General features: G+C 46.3%; 26 protein-coding genes. 24 read left to right on the top strand and 2 right to left on the bottom strand.

What is annotated here, in order from left to right:
* The first annotated feature begins 22 nt into the window (after window positions 1–22).
* Entirely contained in the window at window positions 23–2,101 is a 2,079-nt protein-coding gene (locus BMZ56_RS17290) for a biosynthetic peptidoglycan transglycosylase (protein ID WP_245893275.1), read from the top strand.
* Between the two features lie 168 nt (window positions 2,102–2,269).
* On the top strand, window positions 2,270–2,821 hold the full coding sequence (gene hpt / locus BMZ56_RS17285) for a hypoxanthine phosphoribosyltransferase (RefSeq protein WP_177195188.1): 552 nt from the start codon (window positions 2,270–2,272) through the stop codon (window positions 2,819–2,821).
* On the opposite strand, the gene BMZ56_RS17280 is transcribed toward hpt, so the two are convergent.
* Entirely contained in the window at window positions 2,811–3,146 is a 336-nt protein-coding gene (locus tag BMZ56_RS17280) for an MGMT family protein (protein ID WP_090628792.1), read from the bottom strand. The genes hpt and BMZ56_RS17280 overlap by 11 nt on opposite strands.
* A 254-nt stretch (window positions 3,147–3,400) precedes the next feature.
* Between BMZ56_RS17280 and BMZ56_RS17275 the strand changes: the two genes are divergently transcribed.
* The 11 genes from BMZ56_RS17275 (at window position 3,401) to recG (ending at window position 15,342) form a co-directional block, all read left to right on the top strand.
* A complete protein-coding gene (locus BMZ56_RS17275) occupies window positions 3,401–4,741 on the top strand; it encodes a 3-keto-disaccharide hydrolase (RefSeq protein WP_090628891.1) in 1,341 nt (446 codons plus the stop codon).
* A 51-nt stretch (window positions 4,742–4,792) separates the two neighbouring features.
* A complete protein-coding gene (locus BMZ56_RS17270) occupies window positions 4,793–5,764 on the top strand; it encodes a DUF4271 domain-containing protein (RefSeq protein WP_090628791.1) in 972 nt (323 codons plus the stop codon).
* A gap of 10 nt (window positions 5,765–5,774) precedes the next feature.
* The gene (locus BMZ56_RS17265; protein WP_090628789.1) at window positions 5,775–6,548 is read left to right on the top strand and encodes a uroporphyrinogen-III synthase; all 774 of its coding nucleotides are present in this window, start codon (window positions 5,775–5,777) and stop codon (window positions 6,546–6,548) included.
* A gap of 269 nt (window positions 6,549–6,817) precedes the next feature.
* Window positions 6,818–8,125 carry a T9SS ring complex lipoprotein PorK/GldK gene (gene porK / locus BMZ56_RS17260; RefSeq protein ID WP_090628788.1) on the top strand — a complete coding sequence of 436 codons (1,308 nt, stop codon included), beginning with the start codon at window positions 6,818–6,820 and terminating at the stop codon, window positions 8,123–8,125.
* Between the two features lie 43 nt (window positions 8,126–8,168).
* The gene (gene porL, locus BMZ56_RS17255; protein WP_090628786.1) at window positions 8,169–8,966 is read left to right on the top strand and encodes a type IX secretion system motor protein PorL/GldL; all 798 of its coding nucleotides are present in this window, start codon (window positions 8,169–8,171) and stop codon (window positions 8,964–8,966) included.
* A gap of 54 nt (window positions 8,967–9,020) precedes the next feature.
* Complete coding sequence (gene porM, locus BMZ56_RS17250) at window positions 9,021–10,541, top strand: type IX secretion system motor protein PorM/GldM (protein ID WP_090628785.1); 1,521 nt, start codon at window positions 9,021–9,023, stop codon at window positions 10,539–10,541.
* Window positions 10,542–10,548: 7 nt separating this feature from the next.
* The gene (locus tag BMZ56_RS17245; RefSeq protein WP_090628784.1) at window positions 10,549–11,529 is read left to right on the top strand and encodes a gliding motility protein GldN; all 981 of its coding nucleotides are present in this window, start codon (window positions 10,549–10,551) and stop codon (window positions 11,527–11,529) included.
* Window positions 11,530–11,704: 175 nt separating this feature from the next.
* Window positions 11,705–12,571, top strand: a complete 867-nt coding sequence (locus BMZ56_RS17240; RefSeq protein ID WP_090628782.1) for a cupin-like domain-containing protein — start codon at window positions 11,705–11,707, stop codon at window positions 12,569–12,571.
* Window positions 12,572–12,647: 76 nt separating this feature from the next.
* Window positions 12,648–12,782 carry a DUF6728 family protein gene (locus BMZ56_RS26190; protein ID WP_317048198.1) on the top strand — a complete coding sequence of 45 codons (135 nt, stop codon included), beginning with the start codon at window positions 12,648–12,650 and terminating at the stop codon, window positions 12,780–12,782.
* A gap of 31 nt (window positions 12,783–12,813) precedes the next feature.
* Complete coding sequence (locus BMZ56_RS17235) at window positions 12,814–13,203, top strand: RidA family protein (protein ID WP_090628781.1); 390 nt, start codon at window positions 12,814–12,816, stop codon at window positions 13,201–13,203.
* Between the two features lie 33 nt (window positions 13,204–13,236).
* Complete coding sequence (gene recG / locus BMZ56_RS17230) at window positions 13,237–15,342, top strand: ATP-dependent DNA helicase RecG (protein WP_090628779.1); 2,106 nt, start codon at window positions 13,237–13,239, stop codon at window positions 15,340–15,342.
* A gap of 8 nt (window positions 15,343–15,350) precedes the next feature.
* On the opposite strand, the gene BMZ56_RS17225 is transcribed toward recG, so the two are convergent.
* Entirely contained in the window at window positions 15,351–15,764 is a 414-nt protein-coding gene (locus BMZ56_RS17225; protein WP_143072954.1) for a hypothetical protein, read from the bottom strand.
* A gap of 157 nt (window positions 15,765–15,921) precedes the next feature.
* On the opposite strand from BMZ56_RS17225, the gene BMZ56_RS17220 reads away from it, so the two are divergent.
* The 11 genes from BMZ56_RS17220 (at window position 15,922) to BMZ56_RS17170 (ending at window position 26,001) form a co-directional block, all read left to right on the top strand.
* The gene (locus BMZ56_RS17220) at window positions 15,922–16,992 is read left to right on the top strand and encodes a tellurite resistance/C4-dicarboxylate transporter family protein (protein WP_090628776.1); all 1,071 of its coding nucleotides are present in this window, start codon (window positions 15,922–15,924) and stop codon (window positions 16,990–16,992) included.
* 66 nt (window positions 16,993–17,058) lie between these two features.
* Window positions 17,059–18,114 carry an MFS transporter gene (locus BMZ56_RS17215; protein WP_090628774.1) on the top strand — a complete coding sequence of 352 codons (1,056 nt, stop codon included), beginning with the start codon at window positions 17,059–17,061 and terminating at the stop codon, window positions 18,112–18,114.
* Between the two features lie 12 nt (window positions 18,115–18,126).
* Window positions 18,127–20,346 (top strand): molybdopterin oxidoreductase family protein, encoded by a 2,220-nt coding sequence (locus BMZ56_RS17210; protein ID WP_090628773.1) that lies wholly within the window; start codon window positions 18,127–18,129, stop codon window positions 20,344–20,346.
* A 38-nt stretch (window positions 20,347–20,384) separates the two neighbouring features.
* Window positions 20,385–20,954 carry a 4Fe-4S dicluster domain-containing protein gene (locus BMZ56_RS17205; protein ID WP_090628771.1) on the top strand — a complete coding sequence of 190 codons (570 nt, stop codon included), beginning with the start codon at window positions 20,385–20,387 and terminating at the stop codon, window positions 20,952–20,954.
* Between the two features lie 11 nt (window positions 20,955–20,965).
* The gene (locus BMZ56_RS17200; protein ID WP_090628770.1) at window positions 20,966–21,484 is read left to right on the top strand and encodes a QcrA and Rieske domain-containing protein; all 519 of its coding nucleotides are present in this window, start codon (window positions 20,966–20,968) and stop codon (window positions 21,482–21,484) included.
* A gap of 10 nt (window positions 21,485–21,494) precedes the next feature.
* Window positions 21,495–21,758, top strand: coding sequence for a hypothetical protein (locus tag BMZ56_RS17195; RefSeq protein WP_090628768.1), 264 nt, complete (start codon window positions 21,495–21,497; stop codon window positions 21,756–21,758).
* Window positions 21,759–21,937: 179 nt separating this feature from the next.
* The gene (locus tag BMZ56_RS17190) at window positions 21,938–22,525 is read left to right on the top strand and encodes a hypothetical protein (protein ID WP_143072953.1); all 588 of its coding nucleotides are present in this window, start codon (window positions 21,938–21,940) and stop codon (window positions 22,523–22,525) included.
* Between the two features lie 93 nt (window positions 22,526–22,618).
* Window positions 22,619–23,200, top strand: a complete 582-nt coding sequence (locus tag BMZ56_RS17185; RefSeq protein ID WP_090628766.1) for a MiaE family protein — start codon at window positions 22,619–22,621, stop codon at window positions 23,198–23,200.
* Between the two features lie 93 nt (window positions 23,201–23,293).
* Complete coding sequence (locus tag BMZ56_RS17180) at window positions 23,294–24,508, top strand: serine hydrolase domain-containing protein (RefSeq protein ID WP_090628765.1); 1,215 nt, start codon at window positions 23,294–23,296, stop codon at window positions 24,506–24,508.
* Window positions 24,509–24,537: 29 nt separating this feature from the next.
* Window positions 24,538–24,903: a CoA-binding protein gene (locus BMZ56_RS17175; RefSeq protein ID WP_090628764.1), complete on the top strand. Its 366-nt coding sequence runs from the start codon at window positions 24,538–24,540 to the stop codon at window positions 24,901–24,903.
* A gap of 60 nt (window positions 24,904–24,963) precedes the next feature.
* Window positions 24,964–26,001 carry a LacI family DNA-binding transcriptional regulator gene (locus BMZ56_RS17170; RefSeq protein ID WP_090628890.1) on the top strand — a complete coding sequence of 346 codons (1,038 nt, stop codon included), beginning with the start codon at window positions 24,964–24,966 and terminating at the stop codon, window positions 25,999–26,001.
* The last annotated feature ends 1 nt before the right edge of the window (window position 26,002 follow it).

Genomic DNA, 26,002 nt, shown 5'->3' with positions numbered 1-26,002 from the left:
AGGCACCGAATAGACCGGGTTTATGGCATACCGCATCGTTAGGCAATTTTTAGATAGGATTACAAAAAGGCAGCTCATCATCGGTGGGATTGTGTTGGGTATATTGGTATTGGGCGGAATCGTTGCTTTCACAATCGCCTACCATAAGCGGGAAGCGCTTCTAGCGACCACGCTTGCCAAAATGCGAACCCAACTTGCCGATGATTACCAAATCGATCTCGCCATTGGGAAAGCCTATTTTTCCGGATTGACCACGGTGACGTTCGAACAAGTATCCATTACGCCGCACGATCGGAAGCAGTTGGCGGGGGTAGCCGAAGCTTCGGTGAGTGTGAGACTCTTCCCGCTCATTACCGGAGATGTAAAATTCGGGCGGCTGCGTGTGCAGAAGGCTCGTATCCAACTCATCAAGAAAGACAGCATCAGTAACTATGATTTCTTGTTCAGAGAGCCCGATACCCTGCAGCGAGACCAACCTAAGGAGCAAGTGGAAACAACGACCCTCAACATGGCCCAAGCGGCAAACCGCATGCTCAACAGCATACTCTATAAGATTCCAAAGAATATGGAGCTGCGCGATTTTTTACTAACCTATCGCGACGACAGTCTCCGGCAGCGCATCAGCGTGCCCAAGGCAGATATCGATAACGGTAAGCTCACTTCGGCGGTGTACCTGAATGATAATAAAGCGGTTTGGCAGGTGTCCGGTCGATTAAACCCGAGCGAGCGTCAGTTATATATAAAAGTACACGCAAATGGGCAAAAAATAGCGTTGCCATTGCTTGAGCAGAAATTCGGATTAAATCTTAGCTTCGATACGGTCGAAACCCGGCTCCGTGAAGTCTATTGGACAAATAACGAATTCTTGCACATCAAGGGAGAGTGGGCAATTAAAAATCTCAACATCAATCACTGGCGCATTGCTCAGAAAGATGTAACGGTGCCCGATGCACATATCGATGCCGAGGTGATCGTAGGCAGCAACCATGTGGAGCTTTCAAAGGAATCAACCATCACGGTGAAAAAGCTGGAAGTACATCCCTATATCCGTTATACCACAGCACCTGAGAAAACCTATGCATTTGCGCTGGAAACCCCCGAGATGAAAGCGCAGGATTTATTTGACGCATTTCCCAAAGGGCTGTTCGAGTCGTTGGAAGGAATACGCGTATCCGGCGATATCCAGTATAAATTAGCAGCATTTCTCGATACAACTCATCCGGATAGCGTGCAGTTTAGCTCCGACATGCAGCAGAAAGGCTTTAACGTCAATTCCTGGGGGCATGCAAACATACCGAAACTCAACGGCACCTTTGTATATACCCCGTATGAAAACGAAAAGCCGGTGCGCGACATTATCGTGGGGCCTGAAAATCCTAATTTTATTTCCCTCAACCAGATATCGCCTTACCTGCGGAATGCGATCCTCACCACGGAAGATCCTTCGTTTTTCAGCCACAATGGATTCGTGGAAGAAGCGATACGAACATCCATTGCTACCAATTACAAGGAAAAAGCATTTAAGCGAGGCGGAAGCACAATTTCCATGCAACTGGTGAAGAATGTATTTCTCAGTCGAAATAAAACGCTCGTCCGGAAACTGGAAGAAATATTGATTGTGTGGCTGATGGAGAGCACGCGGACCGTTAGTAAAGAACGGATGTACGAAGTATACCTGAATGTCATTGAGTGGGGACGCAATGTTTATGGCGTCACAGAAGCAGCGCGCTATTATTTCGGTAAACATCCTTCACAACTGACGCTGGGAGAAAGCATTTACCTGGCGAGTATTGTACCTCGGCCGAAGACGGGTTTATACGCTTTTAATTACGAAGGCCGACTCAAGCCCTACATCGGACGTTATTTCAGTTATATCGGAAATATCATGGCAAGACGGGGTCTGGCACCAGCTGATTCTACTGGCAGCTATGGTTTTTATGCGGTAAGCCTTAGGGAGGCCTTGCGGCCGGATAAACCGGCTGTTGTAGACACCCTCCAATTGGAAGTACCTCCAACAGATTTTGACGCAGAACTGGAGGAGGTCAGAGGCTTGTTAGACCGTATATTTCGAAACGATCCGGAAGAGGAGGAAGCACCATGAAACCGAGATGCAAATAATGTTGACACACAGGGCAATCGTTATTTGCATCGAGCTCTCATCGGCCGATAAAGGAAAAATAATTAGATGAAACCTGCCATGTCAGCGCCTGACGAAAAAGGCGATGAAAATGCAGGTTCCATTAGACCATTAAAAGCAAATTATTTTCTAATGAAAATAACGATCAATCAACGGTCTTTTGAACGTGCAATTGACTACAACCAGATCAAGAAGCGAATTAGGCTTATTGGTATCCAACTTAATGTAACCTATGAAAACCAGCATCCGGTTTTCCTCGGAGTGCTGAACGGTTGTTTTATGTTTATGGCCGATTTGATGAAACAAATCCATATTGCCAACGAGATATCGTTCGTAAAGCTAGCCTCCTACGATGGGATTGATAGACGCGAAGAAGTAGACGAACTGATCGGCCTTGACGTTAATTTAAAAGACCGTGAAGTCATCATCGTGGAAGACATTGTGGATACCGGCAATTCGTTGAAGCACACGCTGGATTTGGTTAACGCGCAAAAGCCTGCATCGGTGGCGGTTTGTACGTTGCTGCTCAAACCCGCTGCCATGTTATATCCTTTTGATAATATTGCTTATGTAGGATTCGAAATTCCCAATGACTTTGTTGTGGGGTACGGGTTAGATTATCAAGGGTTGGGACGGACACTCCCAGATATTTATAAAGAAGTTGCCACGGGGGCTAAAGGATAATGTCCGTTGCAGGCTCCCAAAAAACATCGGCAAAATCTACGATCCGATCATCAACAATGGTCAATCCTTCATTTTCGAGCAGTTGTTGCATTAACGTGGGACTGCCAAAAGCCATTTTGCCGCTCAATACCCCGATGCGATTGACTACACGGTGGGCAGGGATGGGTGGATAGGCTGTATGAGCGGCTCGCATGGCCCATCCCACCATACGCGAAGATCCCCCCGCTCCGAGTGCACGGGCAATTGCCCCGTAGGATGTGACCCGCCCCTCGGGAATTTGTCTTACGATTTGGTATACTTGTTCAAAGAAATTAGGTGCTTCCATCCAGCTGTTACGATATCGTTTTCGTAAAAAATCAACTCAAAATTATGAGGTTACATTCAAAAATGGCTATTATTGGATGCAAAATCAATTATCGGCAATAACAGCAAAGCTAACTATTTTATTCTAATTCGGCTTAGAAGTGGCATTCGTTGATGCTCCTAACCATCGAAAGCAAACAATAAATCAATAATTATCCTATAATGAAACTAGTAAAAAGTAAAAGACCGAATCATAATACCCCGTTGGCATATTTGATGACGGCTATTGTGCTTACATCATGTACTCCGGCGGCTAACGACGGATGGGAACCGCTGTTTGACGGTGAAACCCTTACTGGATGGCAATCTGTCGGAGGCGAAGCGCCGTATGCTATAGAAGACGGAGCGATTGTGGGAACAATGACGGCAGAAACACCTAACTCTTTCCTGATTACGGAAAAGGAGTATGGTGATTTTATTTTGGAATTAGATGTGAAGTTGGAGGGCGAAACAACCAATTCAGGCATCCAAACGCGCAGCCACTTAGATAAAGAAGCAAACAATGGCAGAGGCCGGGTGTACGGTCGGCAGGTAGAAATAGATCCGGCACCGAGGGCGTGGACGGGAGGTATTTATGACGAGGCGCGCCGGGGATGGTTATATCCGCTTGATTTAAATGAAGGAGCAAAAAGTGCTTATAAAAAAGACACATTCAATCACATTCGCATCGAGGCCATCGGCAATGAAATGAAAACGTGGGTGAACAATGTCCCCGTGGCCTATGTAATTGATACAATAGATGCAACCGGCTTTATCGGATTGCAGGTGCACGGTATCAAAGACGAAACGCTGGCAGGCAAAAAAGTGTATTTCAAAAATATTCGGATTCAGACGGAAAACCTGAAGCCACAGGATTTCCCATCAGGTATATATGCAGTGAACCTAACCCCTAATGATCTTTCGGCATATGAAAAGCAGAACGGCTACGAGCTGTTGTTTGATGGTAAGAGTCCTGCCGGATGGGTAGGAGCTTACAACGATTCGTTTCCGGAGAAAGGTTGGGAAATAAAAGACGGGACGATTACGGTACTTCCCTCAGACGGAAGTGAGTCTACGAATGGAGGAGATATTGTAACGGTTGATGAGTATGGAGCGTTCGATCTTTCGTTTGAATTTAAACTGACCGAAAGAGGAAATAGTGGTGTAAAGTACTTTGTCACCTTGAGCGAGAACAATACGGGATCGGCCATTGGGCTTGAATATCAAGTGCTGGATGACGAACGGCATCCCGACGCAAAGATGGGCAGGGATGGCAACCGTACGTTGGCGTCGCTTTACGATTTGATTACGGCAAAAAAGACGCCTCGCGCGCTTCGTAAAATCGGCGAATGGAATAAGGGGCGCGTAGTGGTGCAGCCGGATAATACTGTAATTCACTATCTGAACGGAGAAAAGATGCTGGAGTATAAACGTGGTTCAGAGGCGTACAAAAAGCTTGTGAGTGAAAGCAAATACCAAAAGTGGGACAATTTCGGTCAGGCCGAAACTGGGCATATCCTCTTACAGGACCACGGCGACAGGGTTAGTTTCAGAAATATAAAGATTAAACGGCTGTAGGAACTTCGATTTTTGTCTAACTTTGCTGCCATATTGTAATTCCATGTGGCAATGAGGTGTTTTATAGTGGCGCTCGCTACGTTGTGTTGGCTTGTTCCGTCGAGTGTTGCGCTTGCTGATATTACGCAGTTGCAACAACCCGGATATTGGTCTGTACAAGATTCAATAAGGCAGGCACAGCTGGCCCAGAAAAAGCGTTTGGCAGATTCAATAAGGCGTGTACAAGACTCCCTGACCATGCAGTTTATTGGCCTGCCGGATCCGGAACGCCCCAACCAATTGGCCGACAGCTTACGCAAATTGGTGGTTGTACAGAAGGGGGATTTCCTCAGGTGGCTGCATTTTGCGCAATCGTTGGAGCAGCCAATGGACGACGAAAAAGGTGGTCGTGAGCAGTGGGTGATGGCTGCCATCGGACTGTTGCTGCTATTGCTAGGTCTCGTGCGGGTTTCTTTTCCAAATGAAGTGCTTTCTATTATCCAAGCTTTTTATAATGATCGGATGTTGTTGCAAATCAATAAAGAAGATACACTGTATAGCTCTTGGCCGTTTATTTTTCTATATGTTTTATTCGGTTTTGCGATGGGGTTGTTCATTTATGTTTGCAACCTTTATTACGGAAAAGGAAGTTATCAAAGCGGCGTAGACACTTTTTTGGGCATATCGATTTTCGTCATGCTGCTATTTGTTCTTAAAATTATTGTCACGCGGTTTTTGGGTGTTGTTTTTGATGTCCGGCGAATCGTACGTGAGTACGTATCCATATTATATTTAAGTTATTTTAATGCGGCTTTGGTCTTCTTGCCCGTTGTGCTGATCTTAAGTTTAGTTCCCGAAACCCAGATGGTTTGGATTATTCCGGCTGCGTTAACACTGGTGTTGGGATTGTTCGTTTTCCGTTTTGTAAAGACGGCGACCAACGTGCTCACGAACCATCAGTTTTCAAAATTTTATTTATTTATGTATCTTTGCTGCCTCGAAATCGCTCCAGTACTAATTTTGGTAAAAGTATTGGGTAATTAACGTAAAGAACATGCAAGTGTCAGAAGCAGATAGAGCAAAGAAAGTAAAAAGCATTTTGGTAACGTTGCCTAAGCCAGAAAACGAGAAATCCCCCTACTTCGCTTTGGCACAAAAGTACAATTTGAAGCTTGATTTCAGGGCTTTCATCCACGTAGAGGGAGTGCCCGCGCGCGAAGTACGCAAAGAGCAGCGCATTAACCTTGCCGATTTTACAGCGGTAATCTTCACGAGCCGGAATGCGGCCGACCATTTCTTCCGGATTTGCGAAGAGATGCGGTATGAAGTGCCTGCGGATATGAAGTATTTCTGTCTTTCAGAAACGATTGCGCTTTACCTGCAAAAGTACATCCAATATCGTAAACGTAAGATATTCTTTGGCAAACAAACGGCTAAAGATTTGGCGGATGTATTAAAAAAACATGCAAAAGAGCGATTTTTGTATCCCTGCTCGGATGTCGCCAACGAAGAAACCTATAATTGGCTTCAGGAGAATGGTTACAATGTGACTCCCGCGGTACTTTTTCGCACGGTAGTGAGTGATCTTTCCGACTTAAAAGACGTTTTTTATGACGTCATTGTCTTCTTTAGTCCATCCAGCGTTCAATCTCTATTTGAAAATTTTTCAGATTTCAAGCAAAATAACACAAGATTGGCGGCATTTGGATCGAGCACCCACCAAGCGATTTTGGACCGTGGCCTGATTTTGGATATTGCGGCCCCTACCCCGGAAGCGCCCAGTATGACCATGGCTGTTGAGCAATACATAAAAACAGTTAACAAATAGCTAATTTTAAATATCTTTCCTTTTTACTAAAGAAATACCATTTCTTTTAATAAATTTATCGCCGCTATTCCAGATGGGATAGAAAGGATGTACCTACTTGAGAAACACGATTTTGAATACGTGGGAAAAGGTTGGCTTTGTAAAACTTGACGAAGGCGAGAGCTGTATATGCGTTTTTGGTCTGAATTTTGCTTTTGTAACGGGTTGTTAATCACGCGTTTTATGGCTGTTGACGGTATAGCATGTTCCTTGTCCATATGTATGTCTAAATGAATAGAAAATATTTACCTACACTATACATTGTTATATTGGCTGTGTTAGCAGGAAGCTGCAGCAGATCCGGAGGTGGAGAGTTGATTGGTGTGAAACGCGAACGTCTCAAAACGAACCGTGTTCCCCATGGGATGGTATTGATTCCAGGGGGTACCTTCATCATGGGACAGTCTGATCAAGATATCACATTTGCGCAGGTTGCCCAAAACCGTCAGGTAACGATTTCATCTTTTTATATGGATGAAACCGAGATATCCAATAGCGAGTACCGGCAGTTTGTTAACTGGGTTCGCGACTCGATATTAGTTTACAATTACCTACAGGATGAAAGCTATTTTTTGGAAATTGAGGGTTCAAACGAGCGGTATATCGACTGGTCCAAGGTAAGCGGAGGGAAACGATCGTTGTGGAGTTCGCGGGATCAGGAGGTGAGGGAGCGCACGCGCCAGATGTTTTATCAGGGAGAAGACCGTATTTTTGGTAAAGACGAACTGGATGTCCGCTTGTTGCGCTACCATTACGAATGGTATGACCTCCGTGCAGCAACGGCAGCAAAAAGCGATCCGACGAAGACACGGTCTGATTTTATCAGACGGGATACAATTTTGGTCTATCCCGATACGACGGTTTGGCTCAATGATTTCAGCTACGCGCAAAATGAACCCATGGTTGAGGGATATTTTTCGCATCCTTCATTCGATGAATATCCCGTAGTGGGGGTTACCTGGCGGCAGGCACAGGCATTCAATACGTGGCGTACCCGACTTTTTGAGAATCACCAACGCAGCCGGAAATCGGGAAGCCGGGAAATTAGGCAGCCATACATGCTTCCGTCCGAAGCGGAATGGGAATATGCGGCCCGTGGAGGTCGGGTAGGTATGCAGTATCCTTGGGGCGGTCCTTCTGCACGTAATGCGAAGGGCTGTTTGATGGCCAACTTCAAACCGGGAAGAGGAAACTATATCGATGACGGGGCAGGGTATACGGCGCCCGTATATTCGTATTTTCCCAATGATTTTGGGCTGTATAATATGGCGGGCAATGTGGCGGAATGGACCTCCTCGACTTTTAATGAATCCGCCTCCTCTTTTGTGCACGACATGAATCCTACCTATCGATACGATACCAAACCAGGAGACCCACAATCCCTGCAACGTAAAGTGATACGAGGAGGATCGTGGAAAGACATCGGATATTTTTTACAAAATTCCGCTCGTGCTTACGAATATCAGGACACAGCCAAGTCTTACCTCGGTTTCCGAAGTGTATCCGCTTATCCAGGGGTAGATCCAATGAACGACTAATTATTTTTATAATCAACACTTAAACATTAATGACTATTCTATCATGGCAGAAAAACGCAAATTTAAATTTGGAATCAATACGCTCATCTCTTGGGGAGCCTCGGTTGTAATTGTTGGCTTGATGTTCAAAATCCTGCATTTTCAGGGTGGAGAATGGATGATCGCCGTAGGGCTCAGCGTGGAGGCCCTCTTGTTCTTTATCCTCGGTTTTCAAGCAGAGAGTAGGGAGCCGGATTGGACACGGGTATATCCTGAATTGGCTGAAGACTTCAAAGGAGATTTGCCCAAAGCATCTACCCAGGGAGCGGTCAATGTGGGCTCGACCGCTGCGCTCGATAAGATGTTGCAAGATGCCCGCATCAGCCCAGATTTGATTGGAACCCTTGGGGAAGGTTTGCGGACATTCAGTGATAAGGTTTCGGCGATATCCAATGTGTCCGATGCTTCATTGGCTACGGGTCAGTTCACCGAAAAGATTAAATCGGCAACCGGACAGTTTGACAAATTGAATGTTGCATTTGAAAAAGCCTCGACTGATCTCGCCGAGATAGGGAACAGCAGCACGGGGGCAAAGACCTATAAACAAGAAGTCGATAAGCTGGCGAATAACCTCCAACAGCTCAATGCGGTTTACGAACTGGAATTGAAAGAATCCAGCACGAAACTGCAAACCATCACCCAGCACTACAGTAATATTGAGCAGGTATTGAAAGAACTTAACGAGTCGACAACCGAAACCAAACAGTTTAAGGAACAGGTGGGCCATCTTAACAGAAACCTGGCTTCGCTCAATGCCATTTATGGGAATATGTTGGCTGCGATGAATCAACCCCGCGTATGACGTATGCAAATTAGCAAGATTAATTAAGTAATTAACCTAACGTAATTTGTCACAATGGCAGGCGGAAAAGAGACACCCAGGCAGAAAATGATCGGAATCCTGTATTTAGTGTTGCTGGGATTGGTAGCACTCAATGTCAGTGATTCGGTACTTGATGCCTTCAAGAATTTAGCAACTAGCTTAAATACTTCAACACAGAATACCCAAACGAGCATAGACAATATGTTTAGCGCGTTTCGGGAAACTAAACTCAAGGACGAGCCCGACCGGGCAAAACCCATATTGGCGAGAGCGGAAGAGGCGAGTCGCTTGGCACATGACCTTGCGGCGCATGTAGATTCATTACAAGCCCTGCTGACGGATGCAGGCGGCGGAGAAAACGAATCGACGGGAGATCTAAGGAATAGAAGCAGTACTGACATCAGTTTCCGGCTGATGGTACGGGAAAAGCGTGCCGAACGATTACGTCAGCTCATTAATGAAACCCGCGAGAAATTAGTCGCTATATCCGACAACGAGGTTGGTTTTGCACTTGAAGCACAGGACCCCCCGCCCCGTGCGGGCATCAAAAAAAGTTGGGAAGAGGCCAATTTCGGGGACGGGATCCCACTGACGGCTGCAATTACGTCACTGGAAAAAATAAAAGCGGATGTAAAGAATGCAGAATCGGCGGTAGTAAAACATATTTTCGGCGAAATGGACATGGCTGTGGTGAACCTCGATCGGTTTGCGGCGGTAGCGGTAGCTCCTTCTTCGTATATCATACAAGGGCAGCCTTATACAGCCAAGGTTTTTTTGACAGCCTATGATTCCAAGTCAAATCCCGAAATTTCGGTAGGGGGCAATGCCTTACCTGTAGCGGATGGACAAGCCACTTATTCAGTGAATACCGGCAGTGAAGGCGTTTTTAATTGGACAGGCACCATCCGTGTGAAACAAACGGATGGAACGGTCAAAGAGTATGTAACCGAGCCACAATCTTACCAAGTGGCACGGCCCTCGGCTGTGGTTTCGCCAGACGCCATGAATGTACTGTATATTGGCGTAGATAATCCCATATCGGTGTCGGCCCCGGGTATTCCAAAAGAGAGCCTGGCAGTGAGCGGTGAAGGGGTTTCTGTTTCTGGTTCAGGTGGGAAGTATGTAGCCCGGGTTACGCAACCCGGTACAGCCAGCATCCGCGTTTCGGCGCGAATTGGTGAACAAACACAGTCGCTTGGAGCTACTAACTTTCGTGTGAAACGGATTCCGACACCGCAGGCACGTGTTGCGGGAAAATCGGGCGGAACGGTCGCTGCGGCGCAAATCAAGGGACAAAATCGGATTTTCGCGGCGCTAGAAGACTTTGAATTTGATGCAAAATTCAACATTTCCCGTTTTTCGATGTTGATACAGAAACCAAGGGTAGATCCAATGGGACCTTATCAGGGAACCAATGGAGCGTTTTCAGGGCCAATGCAGAACGCATTGGGTTCGGTTTCTCCGGGATCTTTTGTGTTTTTCTACAATATTATCGCAGTGGGCCCAGACGGTGTGCAGCAGGAGCTGGATCCGATTTCGTTTAGGGTTAATTAATTTTTCGATGAAGGAGGTCACAATGAAGGTACTTGTTTTTTCCGTTTTTGTATTCGTTGGACTTACCGCATATGCGCAGCAAGGCAACCTTTCAAACAGTACTACACCGATCGCGGCTGAAGAGCCCCCGGTAGATGGCTACTATGTCAAATCAGACATATTGGATCGCGAAGTGGTACCCTATTCTGTTATACGTCCTACCGATGTGGCGTACGTAAAACGCATCTGGCGCGAGTTTGACATCCGTGAGAAAATGAATACGTTGTATGCCTCTCCCAAATCACGGCTAATCGATGTCATTATGGATGCCGTGCTGGCAGGTGAGCTCACAGCGTACGATCCTACCCCTACCGAAGACGATCCCACGGGTGATAGCTTTAAGACCCGTTTGGCACCGGATCAGGTACTCGGTCGGTTTGGTGCGGATAGCACGCTCGTTGAAGAGTACGATGAAGATGGCAATGTGATTGCATCTCATTTTGAAGCTGCTGCGTTTAATCCCGACGATGTCGTGCGCTTCCGGATCAAGGAAGACTGGATATTCGATAAACAACGGTCGGTGTTCGAACCACGTATCATCGGTATTGCACCCTTGGTGACCCCAAAGGTAGATGAGATCACTGGCGGGACGGCCGTGGCCGGCGATTTAGGGAGTGACGAAGCTCTTACTGACATTCCGGGCCTGGATACCGGTGCAGATGCCGGTTCGATATCGGCAGATGCCTATCCGGCCTTTTGGATTTACTTCCCCGAAGCTAGGCATATTTTCGTGAACAAAGAGGTGACCTCAAGGCATAACGATGCGACCGGGCTAAGTTATGACGATGTGTTTATCAAGCGCCTGTTCGCGAGCTATATTGTAAAGCAATCCAATCCGGAAGACGTAAGGATAAGGGATTATATCGACAACGGTGTGGAGCGGCTTAATGAGGCAGCACGCATTAAGAAAAGCTTGGTAGATTTTGAGCAAGACTTGTGGTCTTATTAAGCACCGAAAAATGATTTTCATCACTTAACAAAATTTTTTATTTTTTGGCACGTAAATAGTTAGGTTCCTTTTATAATGCAAATGTAAAATTGGGGGACAGCGTATTGGGACATATGAAGTTTTCCTAAGTTTGCAGGATGCTTTAACAATTAGTTTTTTAAACGGATATTAAGTCGTGCAACTCAAAAAAGTAGAAAAAATTTCCGGGATAAGCTCGGCTGACTTCATTAAAGACTACCTGAATAAGGGAGTCCCCGTGATTATGGACGATTTCGTAAGCAAGGATAGTCCTGCTTGGCAAAAATGGAGCTATGACTATTTCAAGGAAATAGCCGGAGATGCAGTGATTTCACTACATGGGCGGGAAGATGCGTCGAATGATCGAGCGGCAAGCGCCCCTGTTGCCAAAATGAAATTCAGTGAGTATTTAGACTTGATTGAACGCGGGCCTACTGATCTGCGTATTTTCCTGTTTAACCTGATGAAACTAAAGCCGGAACTGAACCATGATCTGATTTATAACGATGTGACCGGCGGAAAAGTGCTGCAATGGTTACCTTATCTCTTTTTTGGCGGGGAAGGGTCCAGCACGCGTAATCATTTTGATATTGATATGTCGCACGTGTTTATCACGCAGTACAAGGGAATTAAGAAAATATGGCTTTTTCCACTGGAGCAATCCGATTTAATGTACAAATTGCCGTATAATTTCCATAGCATTGCCAATATCAAAAACCCCGATTATGGGAAATTCCCCGCGCTGAAATACCTGAATGGGTATGAAGCAGAAATACATCCCGGAGAAACCCTATTTATGCCATCCGGGTGGTGGCACTATATCCAGTACGTGACCGAAGGCTATTCAATCAGTGTACGAGCTTTGCCGTCAAAAGTTTATGACAAGTGGCGGGGGTTCAGAAACTTGGTCATTACCCGTAATTTTGACAATACCATGCGGAAAATTTTTAAAGACCGTTGGTTCAATTACAAAATAAGTGCCGCCAATAAACGTGCGGAGAGAGCCTTGAAACGGGTGAAATAATCTTTTTGGTCAGGAAAACACAGTGCCGCTCCGAATTGTTGTTTTCGGGGCGGCTTTTTTTTAATTTCGTACCATCATGTACTTTTTTAGGAAAAAAGATCCAAACAGGCCCGATAACTTTAACCTCCGCGTGATGCATATCATTAATGCAACGGCAATTATTATCTTTCTCTTGGCGATTCTGTATAAAATTGTCGAACGTTTTTTTTAAATAAGTTTAGTTGATTCATTTATATACGATCATGTCTACAAAGAAGGAAATCATCAACACAAAGAGCGCACCGGCACCCATTGGTCCCTACAATCAAGCCGTTAAAGCCGGGAATACGCTGTATATATCCGGACAGATTGCCCTGTCGCCTGAAAGTGGGGCATTGGTTCAGGGAACAGTGGGGGAAGAAGCCCGTCAGGTGCTCAACAACCTGGGAGCTATATTGGCAGCCGCGGAGTATTCCTTTGCCGATGTTGTGAAAGCCACGATCTTCCTGCGTGATATGAATGACTTTGGTGCTGTCAATGCGGTGTACGGTGAGTACTTCACCGAGCTGGCCCCTGCTCGGGAAACGGTAGCGGTAGCAGGGCTGCCCAAAAATGTCAATGTTGAAATTTCCGTAATCGCTTGGAAGGCGTAAATACACGCAGACCGGTGAACATCAGCTCCCGTTGTGGCACAACACAGCATCATAACCCCTATTGAGTACCTGAAAGGTGTGGGACCTGCCCGCGCCGAAGTACTTAAGAGTGAGCTGGGCGTCCACACCTTTAACGATTTATTGAAACACTACCCCTTCCGTTACATCGACCGGACACAATTTCACAAAATACGGCAACTACATCCTGATATGCCGGCGGCACAGGTCATCGGACGGTTGGTACATTTGGAAGAGCGGGGGGAGCGGAGAAGCAGGCGCTTGGTGGGACTTTTCAAGGACGACACAGGAGCGATGGAGCTGGTGTGGTTCCAAAGCATCGGCTGGCTGCGGAAATCCTTGCAAGTGGGTACTGCATATGTTATTTATGGCAAACCCAATGTTTTTAATCAGGAGCTTTCGATGACACATCCCGAGATGGAAGTGTATCAGCGTGGAGCGAAAGAAGTGGGCAATATGCATCTGCAACCGGTTTATAGCGCTACCGAAAAGCTTAAGAAATTTGCGTTGGATAGCCGGGGCATTCAACGGTTGCAGGTAGCGCTGCTGGAAACCCTGGCCGCTCAATTGGTGGAAGAGCTACCGGAATATGTGATTGAAGCACATGGGTTGATGCCACTACCCCAAGCCGTAGTCGCTATCCATTTTCCACGCAATCAGCAGGAACTCGGGCAAGCCACCCGCCGACTGAAATTTGACGAACTGTTTTTTATCCAATTGAAGTTGTTGAAAAACAAACTGCTGAATACGGAACGGTTCAGGGGACATCGATTTGAAGTGGTGGGCGACAGGTTTAAGACGTTTTACAATGATCACCTGCCTTTTTCGTTGACCCACGCGCAGAAACGTGTCATCAAGGAGATACGAAAAGATACCGCATCGGGTGCACAACTCAATCGCCTTGTGCAGGGTGATGTAGGGAGTGGAAAGACTGTTGTTGCGTTGATGAGCATGCTGCTGGCGGTCGATAATGGCTTTCAGGCTTGCCTGATGGCACCGACCGAGATATTGGCCCAGCAGCATTACCACAGTATAAAAAAGCTGCTGGGCAATGGGCTCGCATCGGTACAACTGCTCACGGGTTCTACTCCTAAAAAAGACCGACGGATCATACATGGACAATTGGAAGAAGGGACACTTGACATTCTCGTAGGAACACATGCGTTGATTGAAGATGCGGTACGTTTCAAAAATCTGGGTTTTGTAGTCATCGACGAGCAGCATCGCTTCGGCGTAGAACAACGTGCCAAGCTGTGGCGCAAGAATCAGATCCCTCCGCACATGCTGGTAATGACCGCCACGCCCATACCCCGTACGCTGGCCATGACACTGTATGGAGATCTCGATATCTCGGTCATAGACGAGCTGCCCGCCGGCCGAAAGCCCATCAAGACCTTGCATCTCTATGAAAGCAGCCGCCTGCGTATGTTTGGCTTTATGAAGGAAGAGATTGCCAAGGGCAGGCAGGTATATATCGTATATCCGCTTATCAAGGAAAGTGAAAAGATAGACTTGCTATATTTAGAAGCAGGTTTGGAAACGTTGCGAAAAGAATTCCCGTTGCCACGTTTTCATGCCAGTATTGTACATGGGAAAATGCCGGTGAAAGATAAGGAATTTGAAATGCAACGTTTTGTAAAGGGGGAGACACAAATCATGGTGGCAACAACCGTTATAGAAGTAGGGGTGGATGTGCCGAATGCATCGGTGATGGTCATTGAGAATGCAGAGCGCTTTGGATTATCCCAGTTGCATCAGTTACGCGGACGTGTAGGCCGTGGAGCCGAACAGTCCTATTGTATTTTGATGTCGGGAAGTAAACTTAGCAAAGAAAGTAAATTGCGGCTTGAAACGATGGTCCGCACCAACGATGGATTCGAAATTGCCGAAGTGGATCTGCAATTGCGGGGTCCGGGCGATTTGGCCGGGACACAACAAAGCGGCGCACTTAATCTCAAATTGGCGGATCTTACCACTGACCAAGCCTTGCTAACCGAAGTACGCAACCGGGTTATCCAGATTTTTAAGGAGGATCCAAAACTGGACAACCCCCGAAATACACGGTTACGCGAATACCTCGCCCGCAAAGAACCCGGTATTGGTTGGGACAAAATATCTTGATGGCTGCATTATTCAGGGGCCGTTTCCAAGTCCCGAACCAATTTCGCCTTGCCGTCTTCACAAACAATATGACTTGGGGGAGTCAAAAAAAGACAATCTGACACCACGTTCCATTTTATATTATAGGCGCGCTGCCGTTCCGTATAGATTTCCACTTTATTGAGGAAATTTGCCGTATCCATCTTCGCATAATAGGCAACGTAGCTCGCCGGACCTCCGCAAGGCTTTTCACCGACAGCGGTAAAACGCCATTCGGCGGCATCATGGCAGGGATAGGCAGATGCGAGCGAATCGATTTCATCATGCAGCCGATCCAACAACAGGCTTTCTGCCTCCGGACTTCCCATCATCGACTGTTTCTCACAAGCCACGGCGGCAACCAGTACCATACAAATGCCTATTAGAAACCTTAATCTCCTCATTGTGCCCCAAATTGGTGATAGGGAACGACGAATATAAAAAAAAGAAACAACATCGGATCTAAGTTAAAACTAAAAAAATGCGCTTAAGAGGAAGTACTATAAATAGAAAAGCATATCTTTAAAGAAAATCCATTTAAGCCCGTTTAAATTGGTACTTATGAACAGCCTTGTTCAACAGAAAATCCAAAACTTATTACCTGGGTACTTTGCCATGGTAATGGCCACGGGTATTTTATCAATAGCCGCTTTTTTGGACGGACTTATCGCAGTAGCCCATGTGCTTTTTTACCTGAATAGCTGCTTCTTTGTGGTGTTAACTTTTTTATTCAGCTATCGGTTAATACGTTATCGCGCCGAAATGTGGAATGATTTTACGAGCTACCAACGGGGCCCCGGCTTTTTTACCATCATTGCTGCACTCTGTATTTTCGGCAATCAACTGATTGTGCTCTATCAGGCTTTTACACTTGCTAAAATCTTGTTGATCATTGCTTTATTGGCATGGTTGCTAATCGGTTACGGTTTCTTTTTTAATATTACAGTAAAAGAAGATAAATTGCCTTTGAAAGAGGGTATTAACGGAACCTGGTTGGTCTTTATTGTCGCGATACAAGCGCTGTCCGTACTCATTTCCTTTATTGCTCATCAACTGGGAGACCGTGCTTCGTTTATCTTGTTTGTAGCCTTATGCTTTTTCCTGTTAGGCTGTCTCTTCTACCTTTATTTCATGTCGCTCATCATCTATCGCATATCGTTCTTCACATTGAATGCCGATGAGTTTGGAGCTCCCTATTGGATTAATATGGGCGCTACAGCCATCTCTACACTGGCGGGCTCTATGCTTATTTTGCATGCGAAAGCGTATCCCTTTATTGATCAATTGTTACCCTTTCTCAACGGTTTTACATTATTTTACTGGGCAGCAGGAACATGGTGGATTCCCTTGTTAATCTTATTGGGATTTTGGCGGCATGTAATAAAAAAAGTACCCGTGCCCACTACAGCAAGAGGGTATGATCCGAGCTATTGGGCCATGGTTTTTCCGCTGGGTATGTATACCGTTTGTACATTCCGTTTATGTGAAGCGTTGAATATTACCTTTATACGGTTCATTCCAAAAATATTTATTTACGTAGCATTATTTGCATGGGTGGCTCTCGTAGTGGGGTTCCTTCGTTACTTGTTTTCACTTTTTCGTAAGAAAAACCGGATAGCTGTGAATGATTAACAAACAATGAAAGACTTTTTTTGTCATCTTATTGTTGTTCTTTTTAAAACAATATAACCAATAAATATGTATAGGCTTTTTCAAACCTTAAATCGCCGTGCGTTCCTCAAAGCGTTCACCCTGACGGTGTTGGTTGTGGTTTTAGTCTGGTTAGGATCGCGTAAGCTCCAAAATTTCGATCCTGCATTAATTGCCTATTTAACGGGGACTGTCTTTGCGGTATTCGGTACAAGCTATCGTTATTCAGTATGGATTCAGCGGCCGCCTACCCGGCTTTATTGGCAACGCAGCATGCGTTTTCTTTTTAGCAGGCATTTCTTTCCCTATCTTTGGCATTCTATCAAATTATTTTTTCGCAATATTTTATTTCAGCGCTTTATTGCCTTCCGGAGTCGGCGCAGGTGGTTTGGCCACTTTTTATTAGCAACGGGCTGCCTCTTGGCTTTTGCGGTTACCATACCACTTACTTTTGGTTGGATTAATTTCGAACTCCGTCCGGGCGATGATCAAACCTATCATGCGATGTTGTTTGGTTTTCAAGCGGGAACTTTTCGGCTGGGTTCCCCATTGGCGTTTATTATTTTTCATTGCTTGGTATGGTGTTCCATATTGGTAACGGTCGGTGCCGTTATCATGATGAATCGCCGGTTTACCAATGGCGGCCTCATCGCAACCCAGACCTTTGAAGATGATCTCCTGCCGCTGGTCTTACTGATCGCCATATCCGTTACCGGGGTGGGTATCTCGTATGACTATACCTTTCTGGAAGGTAAAACATATCAATTTATGGCGGTTACCCATGCCATTACCGTCATTCTCTTTTTGTTATGGCTACCTTTTGGTAAGTTTTTTCACATTTACCAGCGGTTTGCGCAACTCGGAGCGAACCTCTATAAAGTAGAAGGTGCCCGGAGAGGAATGGCTATTTGTCCACATACGAAGAAAGCATTTGCATCGCAGACACATATTAACGATTTAAAACAAGTAACCAAAGAATTGGGCTTTGATTTTGATAAGCCAGATGGTTCCAGTCATCTCGATTTAAGTCCAGAAGGAAAACGATCGGCGTTGGCCGCTGCCCATTTTCGGGTGCGCAAGGAGTCTGGTAAATTCTTTGGTTAAGCATATCATTGTATGGCAAAACTTCCTACATCGGTTGATCGGCTTATTGCAGCATTCGGTCCACATAAAGCGTATCCCCCGCAATCAGGCTTTTATGGGGCACATGAGCCTGATGAATTGGTTAAAACGCATTGTTGCTATTGCGGCATGCAATGTGGTATTCAGTTAAAGGTAAAAGAAAACAAGGTAGTTGGTTTCGAACCTTGGATGGATTTTCCATATAACGAAGGCCGACTTTGTCCAAAAGGAGTAGAGCGGTATCTGCAAAACAATCATCCAGATCGGCTCATGGCTCCGATACAACGTGTAGAGGGAGAGGGGTTTGAACACATCTCCTGGGAGCAGGCGATGGGAAAAACAGTCAGCGAGATCAGGCGTATTCAGCAAACCTACGGGAAGGATGCATTCGCTATGCTGAGTGGGGTATCGCTCACCAACGAAAAAAGCTACATGATGGGTAAATTTGCACGTGTAGCTTTAAAAACCGCAAATTTAGACTACAATGGCCGACTGTGTATGGTGAGCGCCGGCGCGGGTAATAAGAAGGCTTTTGGTCTAGACCGGAGTTCAAACAGCTGGGCAGATCTGGCGCATGCGGAAGTGATCATTGTTGCCGGAGCTAATATCAGCGAAACGTTCCCCACGCTGACACATTACATATGGCGAGCCCGCGATCAGGGTGCTAAACTGATTGTTGTAGATCCACGTGTTATTCCACTGGCTCGTACCGCCGATCTGCATCTGGATGTGAAACCCGGGGGTGATTCGGCGCTGTTCGGTGCGATGCTCAAAATACTGGTAGATAACGATTGGTTGGACCACGAATTTATTGCCGATCACACCGTCGGATTTCAGGAAACGATAGAGGCCGTAAAAGATTACGACCTGGATTGGGCGGAAGTACATACGGGCGTTGCCAAGGAAAAGATATGGGAAGCCGCGAGTTTGTGGGGAAAGGCCAAGACCAGTTTCTTGCTTCATGCAAGGGGAATCGAGCATCATTCGAAAGGGGTAGATAATGTACTGAGCTGTATTAATCTGGTATTGGCAACCGGCCGTATTGGCAAACCTTACTGCGGTTACGGAACCATAACCGGGCAGGGAAACGGACAGGGAGGAAGAGAACACGGGCATAAGTGTGACCAACTGCCGGGCAACAGAGATATCACGAATCCAGCTCATCGGCAATACATCGCTGATGTATGGCGGATAAATGAAAGCGAAATGCCCGGGAAAGGCTTAACGGCATATGAACAAATAGATGCCATCCATCGCGGTGAAATCAAAGGGCTTATTTCCATTTGTTTCAATCCATTGGTGTCTTTACCTAATAATGGATATGTGCGCGAGGCATTTGAAAAACTGGAGTTTTACGTGTGTATCGACAGCTTTTTGAGTGAAACGGCGCGTTACGCAGATATCGTTATGGCCGGTTCCTTACATGAGGAAGAAGAGGGTACCGTTACCACAGCAGAAGGGCGTGTCGTAAAAATCAATGCAGCCGTTACACCACCCGGAAATGCCCGAAGGGATGGCGATATCATTATGGAGTTGGCAGCACGACTGGGTGAAGCCGATAAGTTCAGTTTTGCATCAAGCGAGGCGATTTTTAACGAACTTCGGCTGGCATCAAAAGGGGGTACGGCCGATTACTTTGGCATTACCTATGAAAAGGTTGAAAGCCAGATGGGTATTTTCTGGCCCTGCCCATCACTGGAGCACCCCGGTACACCCCGGCTCTGGGAAGATCGGAAATTTAGTACACCCGATGGAAAAGCACATTTTAATCCGGTACGTTTTAAACCTCCGACAGAAGTAACAGACGAAGATTTTCCGGTAGTTTTGACAACAGGTAGGGTGGTTTCGCAATACTTGAGCGGTACCTCTACCCGGCGGATTGGCAAGTTGGTAGATCAGTATCCCGAACCACTCTTGGAAATACATCCCAAACTGGCATCCCGTTACGGTATCAAAACACGCGATCTGGTGCGGGTAAAAACGCGTAGGGGGGAAGCCGAGTTTCCAGCGCAGGTGGTGGAAACCATCCGCGAAGACACTGTTTTTATCCCCTACCATTGGGGAGGGAAGCACGCAGCAAATCAACTGACGATTGGAAACCTGGATCCCATTTCGAAGATTCCGGAATTTAAAGTTTGTGCCTGCCAGTTGATTCCTACCGGTGAGGTAGCTTCAGCGGCCCTTACGGAAACCGCTTACCAAAGTGATCTATAAACTAAATGTAAAGAACAACAAACATAAAAAGACCCATTATGCCAGAAACGAATTATAACATGGATATGGCCTTCTTTGTAGATATGCAACGTTGTATCGGTTGTCATGCCTGCGAGATGGCGTGTGCCGAATGCGAAACAAACGGCCAGGAAAGCATGATCCACGTCAACTATGTAGACAGGGCGGTGAGCGTGCAAACTACGGTGCAGGTATGCATGCATTGTGAAAATCCCGCTTGCGCGAATGTCTGTCCGGCCGATGCCATCCATCAGGATGACTTCGGCGTAGTTCATTCGGCCAATACGCCCCGTTGTATTGGGTGCTCCAATTGTGTGTTGGCTTGTCCTTTTGGTGTGCCAAAGAAGATGGAAGAAGCGGAGCTGATGATGAAATGCAATATGTGCTATGATCGAACCAGTGCCGGTAAAAAACCGATGTGTGCTACGGTGTGCCCCAGTCAGGCTTTGTATTACGGTACGCATGAAGAAATTGCCCGTATGCGACCCAACAGTACACCGGTTAATTCTTTTAAGTTTGGCAACCAAGAAGTGAAGACAAAGGTGTACGTGATGATGCCTAAAGGTGCTAAACAATTGATTGTAGACTGAAAAGCAGCGTTATGGCAATGAAAAAGGCGGTGCCAGATCCACAAGATATGCCGAACTGGAAAAGTGATTTTCCTATCCAGCAAAAGAAAGCAACGCATGTAAGTCGCCGTGAGTTCGCTAAATTTTTGGCGTTATTTTCGGGTACACTTGCATTGGCCAATGGGGTTATTGTCATTCGGTCGCTCTTATTCCCGGCTAAACCCCTGGAGGGCGAACATTACGTTTGCCAGGAAACAGACGTAGCTGTGGGGCAGATGTTCCAGTTTAAAATCGAAGGTGCTGAAACGGTCCCATATATATTGGTTCACCTTGAAGAAAGCGAATGGCGTGCTTTTGAGCAAAAATGTACACACCTCACCTGTGCCGTACGCTATCGCGAAGATTTAAAGAAAATCGAATGCCCCTGTCATCATGGCTTCTTCAGTGCCGACACCGGTGAGGTGCTGCAAGGGCCGCCTCCAAGACCACTCCCGCAATTACAGGTAGTGATTAAAGATGGAAAGGTATACGTAAAAGAAAAAAACGCATAGCACATAAAAAATGAGTGATTTCCGAAGTTCGCAAAATGAAGCGCATCCCAATAAAACAAATTCCCTGATGTTGGGGATTATTTTATTGCTGGTCTTGTTTGTTAGCATACAGATCTGGTTCCTATTTGGCGCCTTGAATAATGCCCTGCAAGACAATATGTATTTTGCCATCACTACGTTTGTTGGCTCCTGTTTGTTGGCGCTTGCTTCGTTTTTTGTTTTGCGCTACCTGCCTGATCCACTCAAAGCCGAGCGGAAAAAGAAAAAGGGATAAGCCCAATACACATTCGTCTACCCAAAACCGTCGTTCGTCTAATTGACTTCTCTTTGGTCGATTACTACGGGCGGTTCGTCTATTATCCCACCGATAGCGTGCAACGTTTTTCCAATCCTGTCGTCTTATCAGCAGAAAGTCAGAAAAACAAAAAGACAAAAAACAAAAGCATATTTATTATGAAATCACTCGTATTAAGTGTCCTGATCTGCACAGCGGCAGTAGGAAACAGTACCGCCACCACACATACTGCTTCGTATGTTGAAAAAGGAGGCCGCCATGAATTGGCTAATGACCAAAAAAGTACCGAAGCGTTTAAGCAGGCAATTGCATTTCACCAGCGGAATGTAGATGTATTGTGGGAACAATATAGACTGGCCGAAGCCCGTATCCGTGAGAGCCACGGTAACCATGCGGAGTTGGAGCGTGACCGGGTATTTTTCGTGGGGGTTTATCAGCAGGACATCAAGAAAGGAGTCCGTGTCGAAGAAAGTAAGAAAGTCATTGCGCAAATAGAAGCTAATTATGCTAAAAAGCACGCTCAGCGCGACATTTATGAGAAGGAACAGCTGACCCGCTTGCAATCCCAGCTCAAAAGGGAACTTTTAAGGGAGCAGAAGGGTTTCGAAAAATCGAAAAAAAGATACGCTAAACTGGTGAATGAAGAAACGACGCCGCTTTTACAGGAAGCGGAGCGGTGCTTTGCCGCGGCGATTGAACGGGTGAACCGTTTTTCTGATGTAGGCACAACCATTGCGGCAAAATAATCTCCAAGGAGTCTCTATATAGTTCGGCAGCCACTTATCCGGTGGCTGTCTTTTTTGGGAAAATATGGGTAAGTTTGTCCAAAACAATTACGAATGCTGGGACTAAAATTGCTGACCGATCCGCGTTGGGCCAATATAGCCGAATCCAACCTGGAAGAAATCTTGACAGACCATGCCTGGTGTGAGCAAAAGGCAGCTACCAATGCCATTTCGCTGATTACCCAGAACTCGGAACATCAAGACTTGGTACATGAATTGACAGCAATCGCCATCGAAGAGATGCAGCATTTCCAACTGGTGATCGACATCATTAAGCAGCGTGGATACACATTGGGGCGTGAACGTAAAGATGATTACGTAAATCAACTGATGAAATTTATGAAAAAAGATGGAAGCCGTAATACGGCTTTTGTAGACCGGCTGCTTTTTGCTGCGATGATAGAGGCCCGCAGCTGCGAGCGTTTTCGTGTGCTGTCGCAAAACATCAACGATCCGGAACTGGCCAAATTTTACTACGATCTAATGGTGTCGGAAGCTAGTCATTACACCACATTTTTGAATTTTGCCAAGCGATATACGACGGATATGGATGTGGATAAGCGCTGGAAGGAATGGTTGGAATTTGAAGGCAACCTCATCAAGTCGTATGGCACAACCGAACATATCCATGGATAAACCCGGGTGTAACCTGTAATATTTAGGTTGAAATTTCCGTTAATTAAACAAAAAGTTTGCTGTTGCAAGTCAATTGCAATACTTTAGCGCGCTATGACGATTATTGGGAAGCCGTTGTTCAAAAACCTTATCTTTATTACCTTACTCACTGCGCTCATTGGTGCGTCGTGTACGTCCACCGAAAAGAAAAAAGCCAAGGCTGAACGTAAACAACACGAAAAGGACAGTTTAATGCTGGTGTATGATGCGGGCCACGCTGACCGGCGCCTGGACGCATTTATGCAACGGTTGCATAGCCGATCGGGCTTTAACGGGAATGTACTCATTGCGAAGAAGGGTAAAATTCTTTATCAGAATACCTTTGGATGGGCTAATTACCTGATGAAGGATAGCCTGAAAATCACTTCGCAGTTTGAGTTGGCTTCGGTATCTAAACCGTTTACGGCAACCGGGATACTTAAACTCTGGGAGGAAGGCAAAATCAAACTCGATCAGACAGTCGATGAGTTCTTTCCGGACTTCCCCTATCCCGGTGTAACTATCAAGTTGTTGCTTACTCACCGATCGGGGTTGATGAACTACCTGTATTTTACGGATAAAACAGAGATATGGCCGGATAAACGGAAAGGCATGTCCAATAGGGAGGTAATGCATCTATTGGCCACCCATAAGCCGGATAAATATGCCAACCCGGATGTACGGTTTTTTTACAACAATACCAATTACATGGTCTTAGCTGCCATCATCGAAAAGGTAACCGGCCAGGATTTTGCGGTTTATATGCAGGACCAGGTGTTTTCTCCCGCGGGTATGAAAAACACCGCGGTTTATTCGACAGCGGTCTATGAGAAAATCCCGTCGAGCGTGGTAGTGGGACACGACAAAGTTTGGCGACGTTCGGTCGTACAGAATTTTCAGGATGGTCCTGTAGGCGATAAGGGGATCTATAGCACGGTGCAAGACCTGTTTTTGTTTGATCGTGCCCTGCGGGATGGGCGGCTACTGAAACCAGAAACGCTCGACTCTGCCTATGCTGGATACAGCACGCCAAAGAAGGAACTGTTTAACTATGGCTATGGATGGCGCACGTTTGATCCGGGGGACCATAAGGTGGTATACCATACCGGCTGGTGGCATGGCTTCCGTAATCTGTATATCCGCGACCTGAAAGAAGACATTACCATCGTGTTATTGACTAATCTTGCGAATGGTAGCTTACTCCATTTGGATGAACTGTATAAAATTCTGGGTATGCCGGTTATCCGCCAGGGTGCTTATTCGACCGAGGGGGAGTTTTTGGCCAATTGAATACACAATGTTTCGTACCTTTGTGAATCATGGAACAAAAGAAAACCCTCGTTTTGGGCGCAACGAATAATCCGGCACGTTATGCCTATTTGGCTGCGAATCGCTTGGTGGCGGCAGGGCATGAAATTGTAAACATTGGTATAAAAAATGGGGAAGTAGCTGGGGTACCCATACGGCGTGCTGCCGACGTACTGTCAGACATCCACACCATCACGCTTTATATTGGTCCACAGCGGCAGCCGCAATACTATGATTATATTAGCCAAACGAAACCCCAGCGCATCATCTTTAACCCGGGCACCGAAAATCCCGAATTGAAAGCCTTGGCCGAACAGCAAGGTATTGAAGTGGTGGAAGCCTGTACGTTGGTACTGTTAAGTACAGGGCAGTATTAATGAGTGTCGTTTGCATTTTTGGTAAAAATACCGTTGTTTTGGATTTACGGCTTTTACGTCATGACACCAAGGAAACCGAAGTCTGAAAACAGCATCGTAGACATCGCCAGGGCATTGGGCATATCGCCAGCTACCGTTTCGCGGGCACTCAATAATAATCTGCGTATCAGCGAGGCTACGCGCGTGCGAGTAAAGGAGATGGCCAAGGAAATGGGATATCGCCATAACAGCATGGCTTCTTCACTCCGTAACCGGCGTTCGAATACCATCGGATTGATTGTTCCGCGGATATCGATGTATTTCCACGCTTTTTTTATTACCTCATTGCAGCGTCAGCTACAGGCGGCAGGATATAACCTGATGATCTGCCAATCCAATGATTCCGTAAAACTGGAAAAGGAACTGGCCAATTCGTTGTATTCGGCACGTGTCGATGCACTCGTTGTGTCGCTCACCCTCTATACGGAAGATATTTCGCACTTCGAGGGATTCGTGAAACAGGGAATTCCCTTGGTGTTTTATGACCGTGTGCCTGCTGAAGGGACACCTTCATATGTCATAAAGGGCGATGATTACCGCGGAGGGCTGCTGGCAGGCAATCACTTGGTTGGTGCTGGTTGCCAGCGAATTGCTTACGTAAGTGGACCCCTATCGTGCAGCATTTATCATGAACGTACCCGCGGTTTCATGGATGCGCTGGCCAAACAGGATGTCGCCCTACGTAAAGAATGGGTTTATCACCATGAATTGACGATGGAAAACGCATGGAATAGTCTTCGCAAATTGTTTGATGGCCACGATGTGCCCGATGGCTTATTCGCTGCAAACGACACCACTGCAATTGCGGCTGTGGAGTTTGCGCGGGAGCGTGCGATCCGGATTCCTGAAGACCTGCGGATCATCGGTTACTCCAACGATCCAAGAACGTCCATTATCACACCGTCCATTACATCCATTGAGCAATATCCGCATGAGATGGCCGATAAAGTAGCCGAAACGTTGATCGATGCCTTGCAGCAACCCGTATCCGGATCATCTGTCTCAATTGGCGATCCCGTGGTTTGTCCGGTAGATTTGGTCAGACGGATGACTACCTGAC

Source organism: Parapedobacter indicus (assembly GCF_900113765.1).
GTDB lineage: Bacteria > Bacteroidota > Bacteroidia > Sphingobacteriales > Sphingobacteriaceae > Parapedobacter > Parapedobacter indicus.
Note: the sequence above shows the minus strand (reverse complement) of the source record. Positions and strands in the feature narration are given on the sequence as shown.